Source organism: Streptomyces sp. NPDC048275 (genome assembly GCF_040652275.1).
Taxonomy (GTDB): Bacteria; Actinomycetota; Actinomycetes; order Streptomycetales; family Streptomycetaceae; genus Streptomyces.
In genome coordinates this window covers 1-14,247 of the sequence record NZ_JBEZLR010000032.1, presented here as the reverse complement: position 1 = coordinate 14,247, position 14,247 = coordinate 1, and the positions used below count along the sequence as shown (strand labels likewise).

Sequence of the window (14,247 nt, the reverse complement as noted above, 5' to 3'; positions counted from 1 at the left end):
CGGCACAGATCTTGCGGAGCCGTGGGGAGAAAGGGCCTGGGCCATGGAAAGCGGCAACGCGCGTGGCACCGAAGTGGGCGCACCTCTCAGCCGCGGAGCTGGGAGCGGCGCGGCGGAGCACGCCGACGCCGGTCGCATCCCGCTGGCCGTGGTGGTCGTGGGCCACGACGGCCTCGTGTCGCACTGGAGCACCGGAGCCCGGCGTCTGTTCGGCGCCCCCAAGGAGGACGCGGTGGGCCGCCCCGCCGTCGACCTGCTCCCCGTCTCCGGCGCAATCCCCGAGCAGGACGAGTCGGCGCCCTACGGGGCGTACGCGGCGTACGACGGACTCGGCCCCGACCTGGAGTCCTCCCTCGACGGGCGGCTCTCCTACCCGGCCGCCGGGCGCGCCCGGCTCACGGTGCCCGACCGGGACCGCGTCGACGTGCTGTGGTGGGCGTACCCGCTGATCGGCCCCGGACAGGAGCGGCTGCTGGTGCTCGCCGCCGACGCGGGCGCACTGCGCCACGAGGACGACGAGGTGGCCGTCGAGCGCATCGCGCCCGCCTTCGCGCTGCACACCGACTTCCCCGGCGCCGAGGAACTGGCCCGCAGACTGCCCGAGATCCTGCCCAGTATGAGCGTGGGCGAGGGCGCCCGCATCGTCGCGCAGGTTCTCGAACTGGGCTATCCCGTCCTGGAGTTCAGCCAGAACGACCGGGTGCCGGTCACCCCCGACTGGGGTGTGCCCCGACGGACCGAGCGCAAGGCGCGCCGTGAACTGGCGGCCCGGGCGGCCGCGTCCGGCGAGCCCCTGCCGCGGGACGTCCAGGACGTGGTGGACGAGGGCGAGGACCTCGAGTACGTCGCCGTGCGCGAACACCTGGAGTTCCTCAACGAGGTCAGCGGACGCATCGGCACCTCCCTCGACCTGTCGCAGACGATCATCGAGGTCAGCCGGGCCGTGGTGCCGCGCTTCACCGATGTCGCGGGCACCTATCTGCGCGAACAGGTCGTCGCCGGCGAGGGCTTCCCCGACGGTGTGCCCGACACGACCACCATGTGGCACCGCGTCGCCATCGAGCACACGGACGAGCCCGGCCGCTGGGACGATGTCGTACCGGTCGGCGAGGCCATGCCGTTCCCCGCGCACACGCCGTTCTTCCAGTGCATGACCACCGGTGAGCCCGTCCTGGTGCCGCGCATCAGCGAGCAGATGGGGCACATGATCGCCGCGCAGTTCGAGAAGCGCGACATCCGGCCGCTCATCACCCACCGCTCCATGCTGGTCGTGCCCCTCAAGGCCCGCCATGTGGTGCTCGGCTTCATGGTCCTGCTGCGCCACCCCGAGCGCGTCGAGTTCAACGACATGGACCGGGTCACCGGCGCCGAACTCGCCGCCCGCGCCGGCCTCGTGCTCGACAACGCGCGCATGTACACCTACCAGGAGAGCGTCGCCGAGACCCTCCAGGACAGCATGCTGCCGCACATCGCGCCCCGCATGGCCGGCTGCGACATCGCGACCCGCTATCTGCCCGGCACACTCCTCGGCCGCGTCGGTGGCGACTGGTTCGATTCGGTGAAACTGCCCGGTTCCCGAACCGCCTTCGTCGTCGGCGACGTCATGGGGCACGGCCTCAACTCGGCGGCGATGATGGGCCAGTTACGCACCGCCGTCCAGACCATGGCCGCGCTCGACCTGCCGCCCGCCCAACTCCTTCGCAATCTCGACGACTTGGCCCAGCGACTCGGCGAGCACTACCTCGCGACCTGCCTGTACGCGGTCTACGACCCCATCGTCGGCGAGCTGCACATCGCCAACGCCGGCCACATTCCGCCCGTCCTGGTCCGCGCCGAGGACGGCCACAGCGAACTGCTCGACCTGCCGACCGGCGCGCCCATCGGCGTCGGCGGCGTGCCCTTCGAGGCGATACGCGTACGCGTGGCCCCCGGTGACCGGCTGGTGATGTGCACCGACGGCCTGGTCGAGGTGCGCGGCGAGGACATCGGCGTCGGCCTCGCCACGCTCTGCGAGTCCGCCGCCCACCCGGCCGCGTCCATGGACGACGCCTGCGACACCATCATCCGCGCCCTCAACACCCGCGGCGGCCGTAAGGACGACGTGGCCCTGCTGATGGCGCGGCTCAACGGCATCGAGCCCGAGGACGTCGCCGAGTGGCGGCTCGCGCTCGACCCGATCGAGGCCGGCCGGGCCCGTGCCGTGGTCCGCGAACAGCTCCACGAATGGGGCCTCGGCGGGCTCGCCGACCTGGCCGAGCTGATGGCCGCTGAGCTGGTGGCGAACGCCGTACGGCATGCGCACAGCCGTCAGGTCGAGCTGCGGCTCGTGCGCGGCGACACCCTGCTGTGCGAGGTGGCCGACGACGACCACGCGCTGCCCACGCTGCTCAGCGCAGGCCCGGACGACGAGTACGGACGCGGTCTGCGCGTGGTCAGCACGCTGGCCCGGGAGTGGGGCACGAGCCGTACGAGCGCGGGGAAAACCGTCTGGTTCGAGCTGACGCTCCCGCCGCGGCGCAGTCGATCCGCCGGGGAGTGAGGGGCGCGCGGGGCGCCCACCGACGTACGCACGTCGAATGAGCCGTGAAGGAATGCGCCAGGCGCTTGTGACGGTGACCGGGGCGCGATAGACCGATCTCGGCCGTCGCCTCCGACGGGTCGGCGTCGCATCCTGGGGAGTTGTGCATGAGCGTGACGAGTCGTTACAGGGAGGCCTGGGAGGGCTTCTGGCGTGAGGCCTCCGACGAGAAGGGGGCGGTGTTCTGGGATGCGGAGCCCGTGCTGACCGCCGGCGTCCATCTCGCCCTCTTCGAACCGCGCCTCGTGGACTTCGAGCTTCCCCTGGTGGACCTGGGATGCGGCAACGGCACTCAGACACGGTTCCTTGCCGAGCGGTTCACCCGGGTCGTCGGCGCCGACATCTCGCCGGCCGCACTGGAGCACGCCCGTCGGGCGGACCCGGAGGGCACGGCCGGCTACCGGGCGCTCGACTTCGCGGAGAAGAGCGAGGTCGAGGCGCTGCACGGGGAAATCGGCGACGCCAACGTGTACATGCGGGGTGTCCTCCACCAGTGCGAGGCCGAGGACCGGCAGGTCCTCGTCGACGGCATCGCGACTCTCGTCGGGGAGCGCGGCCGCGCCTTCCTGGTCGAGCTGTCCGAAGACGCGCGCCCCGTTCTGATGGGCCTCGCGCAGAGCCCGGAGGGACCACCGCCCAAACTCCGGCCGGTCCTGGAGCACGGGATCGCCCCGGGTGAGGTGGCGGACGCCGCGGTGCCGGTGTACCTGGGCGCGGCGGGTCTGACCGTGCTCGCGAGCGGTGAACTCCCGCTGGTCACCACGGAGTACACGTCGGCAGGGACACGGCTGGAGCTGCCGTCGAAGTGGCAGGTGGTGGGACGCACGGCTTGACGCAGACGGTTTGGGTGGTGCCCGCGGGCACCACCCAAACCGGTGACGGCCTCAGGGGGTGAGGGGCGTCTCGGTGTGCGCGCCTTTGCCCGGCGCTCCCGGCTGCCAGGAGCACGGGAGCGTCGGCGTGCGCGGGCCGTCAGGAGGAGAGGCTCTGCCAGAAGTCGAGGTGGTGTGCCTCGTCGAACTGGGTGGAGACCTTGGAGCAGGCGGCCGGGGAGGCGCCGCTCGCCGGGGAGGTGTCGCAGGCGGAGAGCGACATCAGGGCCCCGGTCCTGGTGCTGTACTTCGGCCAGGTCGGGGTGCGGGCGCCGTTCGGGTCGCCGTTCGCGGCGAAGCGGCCCCAGTAGCGGATCATCTGCTCGGACAGTTCCAGCTGGTCGTCGTCGTACGGCATGGTCTGACCGAGGTATTCCCAGAGGTAGCCGAGGTCGTCGACATGAATGGCGCCGCCGAACGGGAAGTTCCGCGCGGTTTCGCTCTGCTGCTGGATCCGGAAGATGGAGGTGAAGTGCGGTGTGTCGCTCTCGGCGAACTCGTAGGCGTAGGTGGGCGTCCAGCGCGCGAGGGTGCCCATCAGTTGCCGGCGGGTGTACGAGGTGGAGTCGTTCTGGGCGGCGGTCCAGGCCTCGCCGGGCGTCTTGTAGGCGCTGAGCGGGTATGCGGCGAGGACCTTGTCGGCGTTCGCGCCGTAGGCCGCGCGGACCTCCGTCTCGTACTGGGCGGCGGTCATCGGCTTGCCGAGGTAGTCGTAGTTCTGGAACGTGGACAGGCCGCGTTCGCTGTTGGTCTGGCCGAGCATGACCGGGACGCGGTTGAATTTCCCGGTCTGTACGGCGACTCCAGGGTCGGTCGGGAAGGCGGTGCCGCCGAGGGAGGGCCGTACGGCTGCCTTCTGCTGGGCGGCGACGATCGCTGAGGCGGGCTTGGCGCGCAGGCAGGCCAGCACGTCGGAGGCGGTGGAGCAGCCGATCTCCTTGACGAAGGCCTGGCTCTGCGTCTCACCGGCCGCCGCGGACTGCATGCTGCAACTGCCGCTCATGATGCCCGCGCGGGCGAACAGGCCCTTGGCGGTGGGCGAGGCGAGCTGGGCGCAGACGGAGCTCGCCCCGGCGGACTGGCCGGCGATGGTGACGTTCTTCGGGTTACCGCCGAAGTGGGTGATGTTGGACTGCACCCAGCGCAGGGCCGCCTGCTGGTCCAGCAGCCCGTAGTTTCCGGCGCCGTTTGCGCTCTCCTTGCGCAGCTCGGGCAGGTTGAGGAAGCCGAGCGGGCCGAGCCGGTAGTTGACGGTGACGACGACCGAGCCCGTCTGTTCCACGAACTTGCGCGGGTCGGTGTCCTGCCCGGCGCCACCGAAGTAGCCACCGCCGTGGATCCAGACGAGGACCGGGAGGCGCCCCTTCGTGCCCTCCGGCACATAGACGTTGAGGGAGAGACAGTCCTCGGTGGTGGTCGGCTTCTCGTAGCCCGGGTCCCAGCCGGAGGGCTGGGCGCAGCGGTCGCTGAACCCGGTGGCGTCGCGTACGCCCTTCCAGTCGGCGGCCGGCTGCGGGGCGGTCCAGCGTTGAGCGCCGGTGGGCGAAGCGGCGTACGGGATGCCGAGCCACTCGTCGTACCCGGTCTGGCTGCTGCCCTTGACCTTGCCGTCCGTGGTCTGCACCACGGTCGAGGTGGGGCGTTCGCTGCCTTGCGCCGACGCGCCGGTCGACGACAGTGGGGTCATGAGGCCCAGACCGAGCAGGCCTGCGATGGCCAGGGCCGTGCCGACTCTTCCGCCTTTTCCGTGGATTCTTCCGCGGCTCATCGATCCCTGCTTCCTGTTGAGGGTGAGGGTGAGGGGTTGGGACGTACGGGGGGTTCCGGGCCGACGTCAGCCGAGCCAGAAGCCGCAGTGGTGGTCCGCCGTGTAGGTGGTGATCACCTGGCTCGCTCCGGCGGTGCGCAGCTGCATCACCTGCTGAGCGGTGGCGTCGTGGAGCGGCCAGGAAAGGGCGCCCTTGACGTTTGGGTCGCCGCTGTGGGCGAAGGCGCCCCAGTAGCGCATCATCTGGTCCGAGAGCCGCTTCTGCTGCGCGGTGAGAGGCTTCTCGCCGAGGGCGAAGTCGAAGAGGTAGGCGAGTTCGGCGCTGTGCCCGTTGGACATGTCCTCGCCGGGGATGCGGAACCCGTAGAGCGTCGGTGAGGTCGGGTCGTTGAACTCGTAGCGGTAGACCGCGGTGTGGGCCTTGGCTGCCACGGTCCGGGCCATCTGGGCGTTGGGGCAGGCGCGTTGCGCGTCGGTCTGGACCTGTGTGATGGCGTCATAGGGGCTCTTGAAGCTGCCCAGGGGGTACAACTCCAGTACGCGGTCGGCTCGTTCACCGTACGTCTCGCGGACCATGTCCTTGTAGCCCTGGGCGGTGATCCCGGCGAGCGCGGTCGAGGTGAGGCGGTTCTCGGATCGGGTGTTGCCGGTGAGCAGCGGTACGGCGTTCCAAGTGCCGTCGGCGAAGGCGGTCGTGAAGGACTTCGGGAGGAGTGCGCCGCCCACCTTGGAGGAGCCGAGGTAGTTGGCCTGGTTGGCGACGAGCGTCCCGGGCCACGCCCTGCGCAGGCAGTTCACCACGTCGGCTGCGTCCGTACAGCCCACGGACCGGGCGAACTTGACACCGCTCTGCTCACCGGCCGCCAGTGTCGTCCGGGTGCTCGTGCAGACCGAGCTCTGCACGATCGCCTTGTCGAACAGACCGCGCGCGGCGGGCATGGCCATCAGGTCGCAGACGGCGCTGCCGCCCGCGGACTGGCCGTAGACGGTCACGTTCCCAGGATCGCCGCCGAAGCGCGCGATGTTGTCGCGGACCCACTTCAGCGAAGCCAGTTGGTCCATGCGCCCGTAGTTGCCGGACCCGCCCGGGGTGACCGCGCTGAGGGCCGGGTGGGCGAGGAAACCGAGCGCGCCCAGGCGGTAGTTGACCGAGATGACGACGGTGCCGGTCTTCGCGGCCATGGTGCTGCCGCCGTAGATGACACCGGTGCCCTGGGTGTGGCCGCCGCCGTGGAACCACACCATGACGGGCAGCCTGGTGTTCTTGGGGATCTGCGACGGACGGTATACGTCCAGGTAGAGGCAGTCCTCGCTGACGGTCTGCTCCTCCCGGATGCCAGTGGGTTCGAACTGGATACAGGCGGGCGACTGCCGGTCCGCCTGGCGTACGCCGGTCCAGGGCGCGGGCGCGGCAGGAGGCGCGAACCGCAGCTCGCGCAGGGGCGGTTTCGCGTAGGGAAGGCCGAGGAACTGCTCGGCTCGGGCGGTCGTGACGCCCCGGACGAGACCGCTGTCGGTCCGGACGACCGGGGTCGAGCCGCCCCGGTCCGCCGCGTTGTTCGCGTGGTCGGCGGAATCAGTGGCGACGGTCGAGGCCACGAGGGCCATGGCGGGTACGACGAGGGCCGCCGTCCATGCGGCCAAGCGCTGTTTCATGGCAGGTCTGATCACGCGCGCCTCCGAGGAGAGGGTCACGCCGGGAGACCGGTGGTGGGGGCGGCTGAAGAAAACCAGTGAATGGGATACGCACCGGTCGGCGCGGCGGAACGGTGTGCGGGCACGTGCGTATGTGGTTGTGGCGGCTGCTCACGCTGCGACGGGACGTGTGTCACGAGCACGATGAGCCGTGCTCGCGTGTCCGAAAACGTAACCGCGCGGGACACTGTCAGCAATATGTGCGACAGGATTTCCTACAACACTTGAAACGTTGTCGGCCGCCGCCGGGTCTCAGGCCTTCACACCTCGAGGACGACTCGGGTGGCGGCAGGCACCCGTGCTGAGAGTTCCGGGGGATGATCCGACGGCCGCGGGCGTCAGCTTCTCCGCCTCGTTGTTGTCCTCGAAGTAGCGACCGCCGATGCCCTCCAGCTGGGGAGAGGTCGCGACCAGCACGCTCGTCGCGGCGCCCTGGGCGATCGTCTTGAACCGGAACGGCGCGCCCTGGATCGAGCCCAGTTCCCCGGCCGCCTCGGCGGCGCGCAGCTGTGCGGCCTGGTCCGGAACCATGTAGCGCGACAGGTTCGTCGACATGATCACGCCGGGGTGGACGGCATTGGCGGTGATCCCGTCGGTGGCCCAGCGGTTGGTCGCTCCGACCGCGAAGAGAACGTTGGCGGTCTTGGACTGCCCGTAGGCGAGCCACGGGTCGTAGGCGCGGGAGGTGAAGTTGATGTCGTCGAACTCCACGGGCGAGGCGTGGTGGCCTCGGGAGCTCAGCGACACGATCCGCGCGTTGCCGGCCGCCGCGAGCGCGTCGTGCAGGCCGACGGCGAGCGCGAAGTGGCCGAGATGGTTGGACGCGAACTGCAGTTCCCAGCCGTCCGGTGTGCGCTCGAGCGTGGGCAGTGCCATCACGCCGGCGTTGTTGACGAGGATGTGCAGGGGCCCGGACCAGGATCTCGTGAAGGCGGTGATCGACGCCTTGTCGGCGAGGTCGAGCCGGCCGACATGGACGGCGTCGTTTCCGGTCGCCTTACGGATGTCGGTCGCGGTGCGCTCGCCGGCGTCCGTGTTGCGGACCGCGAGAGTGACCGAGGCGCCGGCGCCGGCGAAGGCACGCGCGGTCTCGGCGCCGAGACCTGCGGAGGCGCCGGTGACGATTGCGTGCTTGCCGGCGAGGTCGACGCCTTCGATGACCTCGGCGGCCGTCGACTCTTCTCCGAAGGGGGTGTGGATGCGCTGGGTGGTTGTCATGACCTCAAGTCCTAGTCATTGGTCGGTTGTTCTTCCCTCGCCTGAACAGGTGAGGGAGTCGGTCCGGCGGACCAGTGCAGGTGTGTCCGGGGCGGGGGCTCACGCCCGGTGCTCGAGTTCGAGGACGAGCTTGCCGGTGTTCTTGCCGGTGAACAGGCGTCTGAGCGTGGCCGGGAACGTCTCGATGTCGCCGTACACCGTGTCCTCGACGCTCGTCAGCTGACTGGCGGCGAGCCAGTGCGACATCTGCGCCATGGCCTCGGGATACCGGTGGGCGAATGCGGGAACGGCGACGCCTGCCATGGAGGCGCTTTGGTACAGCAGGGTCAGGTAGTTGCTCGGTCCCACGACCGTATCGGCGTTGTCGTACTGGGAGATCGCCCCGCTGATGACGACTCGCGCGCCGCGGGCGAGGCGGGTGAGTGCCTGGTTGAGGATGTCACCGCCGACGTTGTCGAAGAACACGTCGACGTATCGGGGGGTGCGGTCGCGCAGCTGGTCGAGAAAGTCGTCCTGCTTGTAGTCGATGGCGGCGTTGAACCCGAGCCGGTCGACGAGCATGCGTGTCTTCTCGGGACCGCCCGCGATCCCGATCACGTGCGCGCCCTTGATCTTCGCGATCTGACCGGCGACGCTTCCGACGGCCCCGGCCGCTCCCGATACGAGCACCACGTCGCCCGCGGCGAGCCGGCCGACGTCCAGGAGCCCGAAGTAGGCGGTCATGCCGGTCATGCCCAGGACGCCGAGATACGCCGCGAGCGACCTGCCCTCCTCGGGGTGGACCTTGTAGACCCCGGTTCCGTCCGAAAGAGCGAACTCCTGGACGCCGAACATGCCGTGGACGACGTCGCCCTCCGCGAAGCCGGGGTGGCGGGAGTGCACGACCTGTCCGATCGTGATCGCCCGCATGACCGCTCCGACGTCCGCCGGAGTGACGTGACCTGCGTTCATCCAGCCGCGCATGGCAGGGTCGATCGACAGGTGTGTGACCTTGACCAGGAGCTCGCCGTCGCCGGGCACGGGAATGGGGGTCTGGACGAGCTCGAAGTCGGAATCTTTGAAGGGGCCGGCCGGGCGGGCCTTGAGGCGGAACTGGCGATTGGTGCCGGTCATCTCGGCTCACCTCGCCCGGTCGGGCGGGAAGTGGTTGCCGAACATCGGCAGAGCGCTTGCGGACTCGGCGCGGGTCGCCTCGTCCTCCCAGACGTCCCAGTGTTCGGCCAGTCTGCCGTTCTCGACACGTACGACGTCGGCCACGACGGAGGCGGTCTCGCCGGTGCCGGAGTACCGGCCGAAGAGCATCACGTGGTCGCCCTCGGCGACCGCGAGCTGGTTGTCGTAGCGCAGGGTGGCGGGCAGGGCGCGGACGAGGTTGAACAGACCCTCCCGTCCCGGCGGGATGTGTCGGCTGTGCTGAAGGTAGTCCTCGGACCAGAATTCCTCCGCGGCCGCGTAGTCGCGCCTGCCGAAGAGTGTGTCGAAGGCTGTCAGAACGAGTTCTTTGTTCTGCTCGGGTGTGGACATGCCGTGCTCCAGAGGATGATTGTCATGGGTGCTTCGGACGTCGTCACGTGTGCGGCTACGCGCTCTTCGCGGTGACGCCGGTGAGGTCGGCGAGGCGGCGCCACTGGGTGAGCGGCGGGGTCTCGCCTTCCTCGCTGGTGATGAGCTGCAGGGCCAGGTGGTCGGCGCCGGCGGTGTGGAACCCGGTCAGGCGGTCGCTGATCGCGTCGTCGGTTCCCCAGGCCACCAGGGCGTCGAGCAGGCGGTCGCTGCCGCCGCCGGTGAAGTCTTCGTCGGTGAAGCCGAGGCGTTCGAAGTTAGTCGTGTAGTTGGGCAGCCGGAGATACAGGTCGAGGAAGTCGCGTGCGATGGCACGTGCTCGGACGGGGTCGCTTTCCAGGACCACGGTGACCACGGGAGCCAGGAGCGGTCCGTCGCCCAGGACCTCCCGGGCCTGCTTGATGTATTGGGGGGTGACCATGGCGGGGTGGGCGCCGGCGGCCCGGTCGCGGGCGAGACGCAGCATCTTCGGTCCGAGCGCCGCCAGGATCCGGCGGTCGGCCGGGACGGGGGTGGCAGCGTTGTCGAGGGCGTCGAGGTAGCCGACCATCGTGGAGTAGGGCCGCTGGTAGTTCTGGGCCAGCTGCGCGTGGCTTGCGCCCAGACCCAGGAGGAACCGGCCAGGGTGGGCTTCTTCCAGCTCGGCTCGCTGCCGGGCCACAGTGTCGGCGTCCTCGTGCCAGATGTTGAGGATGCCGGTGGCCAGGGCGATGCGTTCAGTGGACCCGGCGAGCGCGGCGGCGTGGTGCACGCTGCTGTTGCCCCCGAGCCAGATCGCGCCGAAGCCGAGTCCTTCCAGCTCGGCTGCCGCGCGTCGCCGCTGTTCTTGAAGCGCCGGGTCTTCGGAGCGCAGTTCGTGGCTGAAGATTCCGAAGCGGCCCAGGGACTGCTGCGGTGCGGTGCGAGGTGCGGAGTGCATTGTTTGTCCCTCACTGGGGTGAATGCGTTATTCGTGCTGCGGATCTGTGTGCGTGGATCTTCCCTGGCCCGCAGGGGGGCGTGCCGTGCGCTGGGCCGGTCGGGCCGCTGCTGCCGCGGCTCGGCCGAGGGCCTGGAATTCGGCCTCGCCGGTGGCGAACCCGGGCGTTGTCCTCGCGAGGTGGCGTCGGATGCGCTCGGCGGTCTTCATGACCTCAATTCCTAGTCATCAGCCGGCTGTGTTTCTCTCATCTGTATAGGTGAGGGAGTCGGTCTGCCCGCCGAGAGACAAGGGGCGGACAGCCGCTGGTACTCATCGGCCGTCACCAGTGCGCGCGCCATCGGTCAGCGGCGCGTGTGAATGCGGTACTGCGCGAGCAGTCAGAGGGCGGCGGTGGCGATGATGGCGATGCCGTAGCCGAGGACGCTGTCGAGCAGGCCGAGCGGGGTGATCAGGAGTCCCGCGATGATCGCCGGGACAACGAAGCTCAGGTAGGTGACCAGGTAGACGGCCGCGAAGAGCCCGGCCCTCTGGTGGGGCTGTGCGAGGGGGGTGATGGTGCGCAGGGCTCCGGAGAAGGAGGCGCCGACGCCCACACCACCGATGAGGCCTCCCACCCACAGCAGCGGGAGTGTCGCGGTGGCGACACAGGCCATGTTGACCGCGGTGCCCAGCAGCACGCCCGTACCGCCGACGGCGACGGTGCGGCGGGGTGGGAGGCGGCCGAGGGAAAGGCCGGCCATGGCGGCGGCCGCGGGCTGGACGAAGGCCGTGGCGCCGGTCAGGAGACCGCTGTGCAGTGCTGGCAGGTCGCGGATGATGGTGGGCACGAGCCCCATGAACAGCCCGGCCGGCGTCCACGCCGCCATGTGTACGGGAATGCTAGCCACGAACTAAGGCCAGGATCTGTGCGTTACTGTGATGTTCATGGCTGCAGAGTCGACCCTGCGGCGCCGCACCGGCGGCCGCAGTGCCACCGTGCTCGCGTCCATCAGGAAAGCTGTTGAGGAACTGATCGCCGAACGGGGCAGCGACGCCATCACCGTCCCGATGGTCGCGGTCGGACTGCCCGCCCGGTCCGGCGGCGCCTTCAGTGGTGACGACGTCATGGACCGGGTGGTGGCCCCGATCATCTACCGCGTCATCTTCCTGCCCTGGACCCTGTCCGAGATCGACGCGCAGGCGTACTGGAAAGGTGAACGTGCCAGAGGCCTGCCCCGCGGTTGAGACGGAAGCCGCTGGGAGGAAACTGGCGGGCCGATGGCGCAAACGGGCCGCCAGCACGATTCCGCCTGGTATCCATGAAAGCGTGCCGATCACGAGAGCCGGTGACCGAACATGAAGGTCGCAGTACTCGACGACTATCAGAACGTCGCCCTGAGCCTGGCGGACTGGGATTCCCTGCACGCTCAAGTAGACGTCTTCAACGAGCCGTTCAGCGACGAGGCGGAAGTCATCGCGGCGCTGGCCGACCACGACGTCGTGGTGGCGATGCGCGAGCGGACGCCGTTTCCGAGTTCGACACTGGGCCGGCTGCCCAAACTCGCCCTGCTCGTCACCACAGGCCCCGGCAACGCCGCGATCGATGTCGATGCCGCCCGGCGACTGAACATCACCGTCAGCGGAACGGGGTACTTCTCCCACCCCACGGCCGAACTGACATGGGGACTGATCCTCTCAGCAGCCCGCCTGATCCCCCAGAACGTGGAGTCGGTACGTCGCGGCGGCTGGCAGGTGGGCCTGGGAACGAGCCTGCGCCACGCCACTCTGGGAGTCCTGGGCCTGGGACGGCTGGGCACCCGTGTGGCAGAGATCGGCAAAGCCTTCGACATGCAGACCATCGCCTGGAGCCAGAATCTCCGGCCGGAAGACGCTCAGACCAAGGGCGTGACCTACGTTCCACGCGACGAGTTGTTCGCCCGATCAGACGTGCTGAGCATCCACGTCGCGCTGAGCCAGCGCACCCGCGGGCTCGTCGGCGAACGTGAACTGCGCCTGATGAAGCCCACCGCGATCCTGGTCAACACATCACGCGGGCCCGTGATCGACGAAGCCGCCCTCCTGGACGCGCTGAACGAGAAGAGGATCGCGGGCGCGGCACTGGACGTCTTCGATCGCGAACCGCTGCCTGCCGACCATCCTCTGCGTTCCCTGCACAACGCAGTGGTGACCCCGCACATCGGATACGTCAGCCGGGACCTGTACCAGGTGTTCTACCAGGACGCAGTCGAAGACATCGCAGCGTGGGCCACGGGCTCTCCGCTACGGACCCTGACCTGAACATAGGACTGGCTCGACCGTCCCCTCATGGGACGGTCCACTCACCGGCGATGGCACGCCAGGATTCAGCACCGCAGCCGGGACGATCCTCCGTGGCGCGGGCCGTGAACAGCGCAACCCCGGATCCGTCCGTCAGCCAGTGCTCCCTCACCCATATAGGTGGGGGACGAGCACCCCGTTGCTGATCCATCCTGCTTCCGGACCAATCGAGGCGTGCCCCCTCGGCGCATTTCGGGAGACTGAGAAAGATGCCTGCGCCGCAACGGGCAGCGTACGTAGCCCGAAGGCCTGGCACCGGCGCCTCCCGCCCTGCCACTCATCGCACAGATTGGACCGGCAATGGAGGACAGCGTGAAGTACCTGGAGGTCCAGACCTCGACGGTCGCAGGAACGAACGGAATCAAGTACGCATACCGGCGTCTCGGGCCGAGGGGCCGACGCCCGCTGGTCCTGCTGCAGCACTTCCGAGGAAACCTGGAAAACTGGGATCCCGAGCTGATCGACGCGCTGGCCGCTTCACGCGACGTCATCGCTTTCGACAACGTGGGCGTGGGCGCCACCACCGGGACCACTCCCACCACCTTCGCGTAGATGGCCGACGACGCGATCGTCTTCGTCGAGGCACTCGGACTCGACAGCATCGATGTGCTCGGGTTCTCCATCGGCAGTTTCATTGCGCAGGAGTTCGCACTCGCGAGGCCGTCACTGACGGCAAAGTTGATCTTGGCCTCGACCGCCCCCAGGGCGCACCAGGCATGCACGGCTGGGCGCCAGACGTCATCGGCGCGATCGGCGAACCGACGACCGACGCCGAGGGCATGCTCCACGCGTTCTTCACCAAGTCGCCCGCCAGCAGGGCCGTCGGCGAGCAGTTCCTGGGAAGGATCTTCACCCGGACCGAGGGCCGCGACGAGGAGACCACCTGGCAGACCCGCAACGCCCAGTACGACGCCGTCCTGAAGTGGGGGACACCGAACTTCGGGATGCTCCAGCGGCTCGCCGCCATCCAACAGCCAGTCTTCATCGCAAACGGCGACGACGACCGGATGATCCTGCCCTGGTACTCGCACCTCACGGCCAGCCTGATCCCCGACGCGTTCGTGAAGCTGTACCCGGACTCCGCACATGGCTTCCTCTACCAGCACGCACACGAATTCGGGGCAGACGTGCACGACTTCCGGGACAGCCCTTAGGGCTTGCGGGGAATCAAAGTGTTGCTTCCCGTCCTGAAGCTCGTTGGTGTGGTATGCGCATCCCGAATGAGACTCGTGACCAACTCGCCGTGAAGTTCGCGGTGTTGCTCCCACATCTGGACGAGCGCCAGCGGCGGCTGTTGATGGCTGCGGAGGCCCGG

Annotated in this window: 13 protein-coding genes; 6 read left to right on the top strand and 7 right to left on the bottom strand. The window is 69.1% G+C overall.

Features of this window, described 5'->3' with window-relative positions; all coding sequences use genetic code 11:
* Positions 1-43: 43 nt before the first annotated feature.
* On the top strand, positions 44-2,539 hold the full coding sequence (locus AB0D57_RS20370) for a SpoIIE family protein phosphatase (RefSeq protein ID WP_362074381.1): 2,496 nt from the start codon (positions 44-46) through the stop codon (positions 2,537-2,539).
* Positions 2,540-2,685: 146 nt separating this feature from the next.
* Entirely contained in the window at positions 2,686-3,411 is a 726-nt protein-coding gene (locus AB0D57_RS20365) for a class I SAM-dependent methyltransferase (protein ID WP_362074378.1), read from the top strand.
* A gap of 139 nt (positions 3,412-3,550) precedes the next feature.
* Here AB0D57_RS20365 and AB0D57_RS20360 read toward each other — a convergent pair whose 3' ends face one another.
* The 7 genes from AB0D57_RS20360 to AB0D57_RS20330 form a co-directional block, all read right to left on the bottom strand.
* On the bottom strand, positions 3,551-5,218 hold the full coding sequence (locus tag AB0D57_RS20360) for a carboxylesterase family protein (RefSeq protein WP_362074375.1): 1,668 nt from the start codon (positions 5,216-5,218) through the stop codon (positions 3,551-3,553).
* 66 nt (positions 5,219-5,284) lie between these two features.
* A complete protein-coding gene (locus AB0D57_RS20355) occupies positions 5,285-6,874 on the bottom strand; it encodes a carboxylesterase family protein (RefSeq protein ID WP_362074372.1) in 1,590 nt (529 codons plus the stop codon).
* A 291-nt stretch (positions 6,875-7,165) separates the two neighbouring features.
* Positions 7,166-8,131: an SDR family NAD(P)-dependent oxidoreductase gene (locus AB0D57_RS20350; protein ID WP_362074369.1), complete on the bottom strand. Its 966-nt coding sequence runs from the start codon at positions 8,129-8,131 to the stop codon at positions 7,166-7,168.
* Positions 8,132-8,230: 99 nt separating this feature from the next.
* Positions 8,231-9,244 (bottom strand): NADP-dependent oxidoreductase, encoded by a 1,014-nt coding sequence (locus AB0D57_RS20345; RefSeq protein WP_362074366.1) that lies wholly within the window; start codon positions 9,242-9,244, stop codon positions 8,231-8,233.
* Positions 9,245-9,250: 6 nt separating this feature from the next.
* Positions 9,251-9,655: a nuclear transport factor 2 family protein gene (locus AB0D57_RS20340; RefSeq protein ID WP_362074363.1), complete on the bottom strand. Its 405-nt coding sequence runs from the start codon at positions 9,653-9,655 to the stop codon at positions 9,251-9,253.
* 55 nt (positions 9,656-9,710) lie between these two features.
* Positions 9,711-10,613 carry an LLM class F420-dependent oxidoreductase gene (locus AB0D57_RS20335; protein WP_362074360.1) on the bottom strand — a complete coding sequence of 301 codons (903 nt, stop codon included), beginning with the start codon at positions 10,611-10,613 and terminating at the stop codon, positions 9,711-9,713.
* A 380-nt stretch (positions 10,614-10,993) separates the two neighbouring features.
* Positions 10,994-11,503 (bottom strand): hypothetical protein, encoded by a 510-nt coding sequence (locus AB0D57_RS20330; RefSeq protein ID WP_362074357.1) that lies wholly within the window; start codon positions 11,501-11,503, stop codon positions 10,994-10,996.
* A gap of 37 nt (positions 11,504-11,540) precedes the next feature.
* Between AB0D57_RS20330 and AB0D57_RS20325 the strand changes: the two genes are divergently transcribed.
* The 4 genes from AB0D57_RS20325 (at position 11,541) to AB0D57_RS20310 (ending at position 14,086) form a co-directional block, all read left to right on the top strand.
* Complete coding sequence (locus AB0D57_RS20325; protein WP_362074354.1) at positions 11,541-11,840, top strand: hypothetical protein; 300 nt, start codon at positions 11,541-11,543, stop codon at positions 11,838-11,840.
* 111 nt (positions 11,841-11,951) lie between these two features.
* Positions 11,952-12,893, top strand: coding sequence for a D-2-hydroxyacid dehydrogenase family protein (locus tag AB0D57_RS20320; RefSeq protein WP_362074351.1), 942 nt, complete (start codon positions 11,952-11,954; stop codon positions 12,891-12,893).
* A gap of 351 nt (positions 12,894-13,244) precedes the next feature.
* The gene (locus tag AB0D57_RS20315) at positions 13,245-13,484 is read left to right on the top strand and encodes a hypothetical protein (protein WP_362074348.1); all 240 of its coding nucleotides are present in this window, start codon (positions 13,245-13,247) and stop codon (positions 13,482-13,484) included.
* Positions 13,485-13,648: 164 nt separating this feature from the next.
* The gene (locus AB0D57_RS20310) at positions 13,649-14,086 is read left to right on the top strand and encodes an alpha/beta hydrolase (RefSeq protein WP_362074345.1); all 438 of its coding nucleotides are present in this window, start codon (positions 13,649-13,651) and stop codon (positions 14,084-14,086) included.
* Positions 14,087-14,247: the final 161 nt, after the last annotated feature.

Bases quoted from the DNA above. Each gene is read 5' to 3' on its own strand.
- AB0D57_RS20370 (WP_362074381.1), top strand. From the start codon at position 44: ATGGAAAGCGGCAACGCGCGTGGCACCGAAGTGGGCGCACCTCTCAGC.
- AB0D57_RS20365 (WP_362074378.1), top strand. From the start codon at position 2,686: ATGAGCGTGACGAGTCGTTACAGGGAGGCCTGGGAGGGCTTCTGGCGT.
- AB0D57_RS20360 (WP_362074375.1), bottom strand. From the start codon at position 5,218: ATGAGCCGCGGAAGAATCCACGGAAAAGGCGGAAGAGTCGGCACGGCC.
- AB0D57_RS20355 (WP_362074372.1), bottom strand. From the start codon at position 6,874: ATGAAACAGCGCTTGGCCGCATGGACGGCGGCCCTCGTCGTACCCGCC.
- AB0D57_RS20350 (WP_362074369.1), bottom strand. From the start codon at position 8,131: ATGACAACCACCCAGCGCATCCACACCCCCTTCGGAGAAGAGTCGACG.
- AB0D57_RS20345 (WP_362074366.1), bottom strand. From the start codon at position 9,244: ATGACCGGCACCAATCGCCAGTTCCGCCTCAAGGCCCGCCCGGCCGGC.
- AB0D57_RS20340 (WP_362074363.1), bottom strand. From the start codon at position 9,655: ATGTCCACACCCGAGCAGAACAAAGAACTCGTTCTGACAGCCTTCGAC.
- AB0D57_RS20335 (WP_362074360.1), bottom strand. From the start codon at position 10,613: ATGCACTCCGCACCTCGCACCGCACCGCAGCAGTCCCTGGGCCGCTTC.
- AB0D57_RS20325 (WP_362074354.1), top strand. From the start codon at position 11,541: ATGGCTGCAGAGTCGACCCTGCGGCGCCGCACCGGCGGCCGCAGTGCC.
- AB0D57_RS20320 (WP_362074351.1), top strand. From the start codon at position 11,952: ATGAAGGTCGCAGTACTCGACGACTATCAGAACGTCGCCCTGAGCCTG.
- AB0D57_RS20310 (WP_362074345.1), top strand. From the start codon at position 13,649: ATGCACGGCTGGGCGCCAGACGTCATCGGCGCGATCGGCGAACCGACG.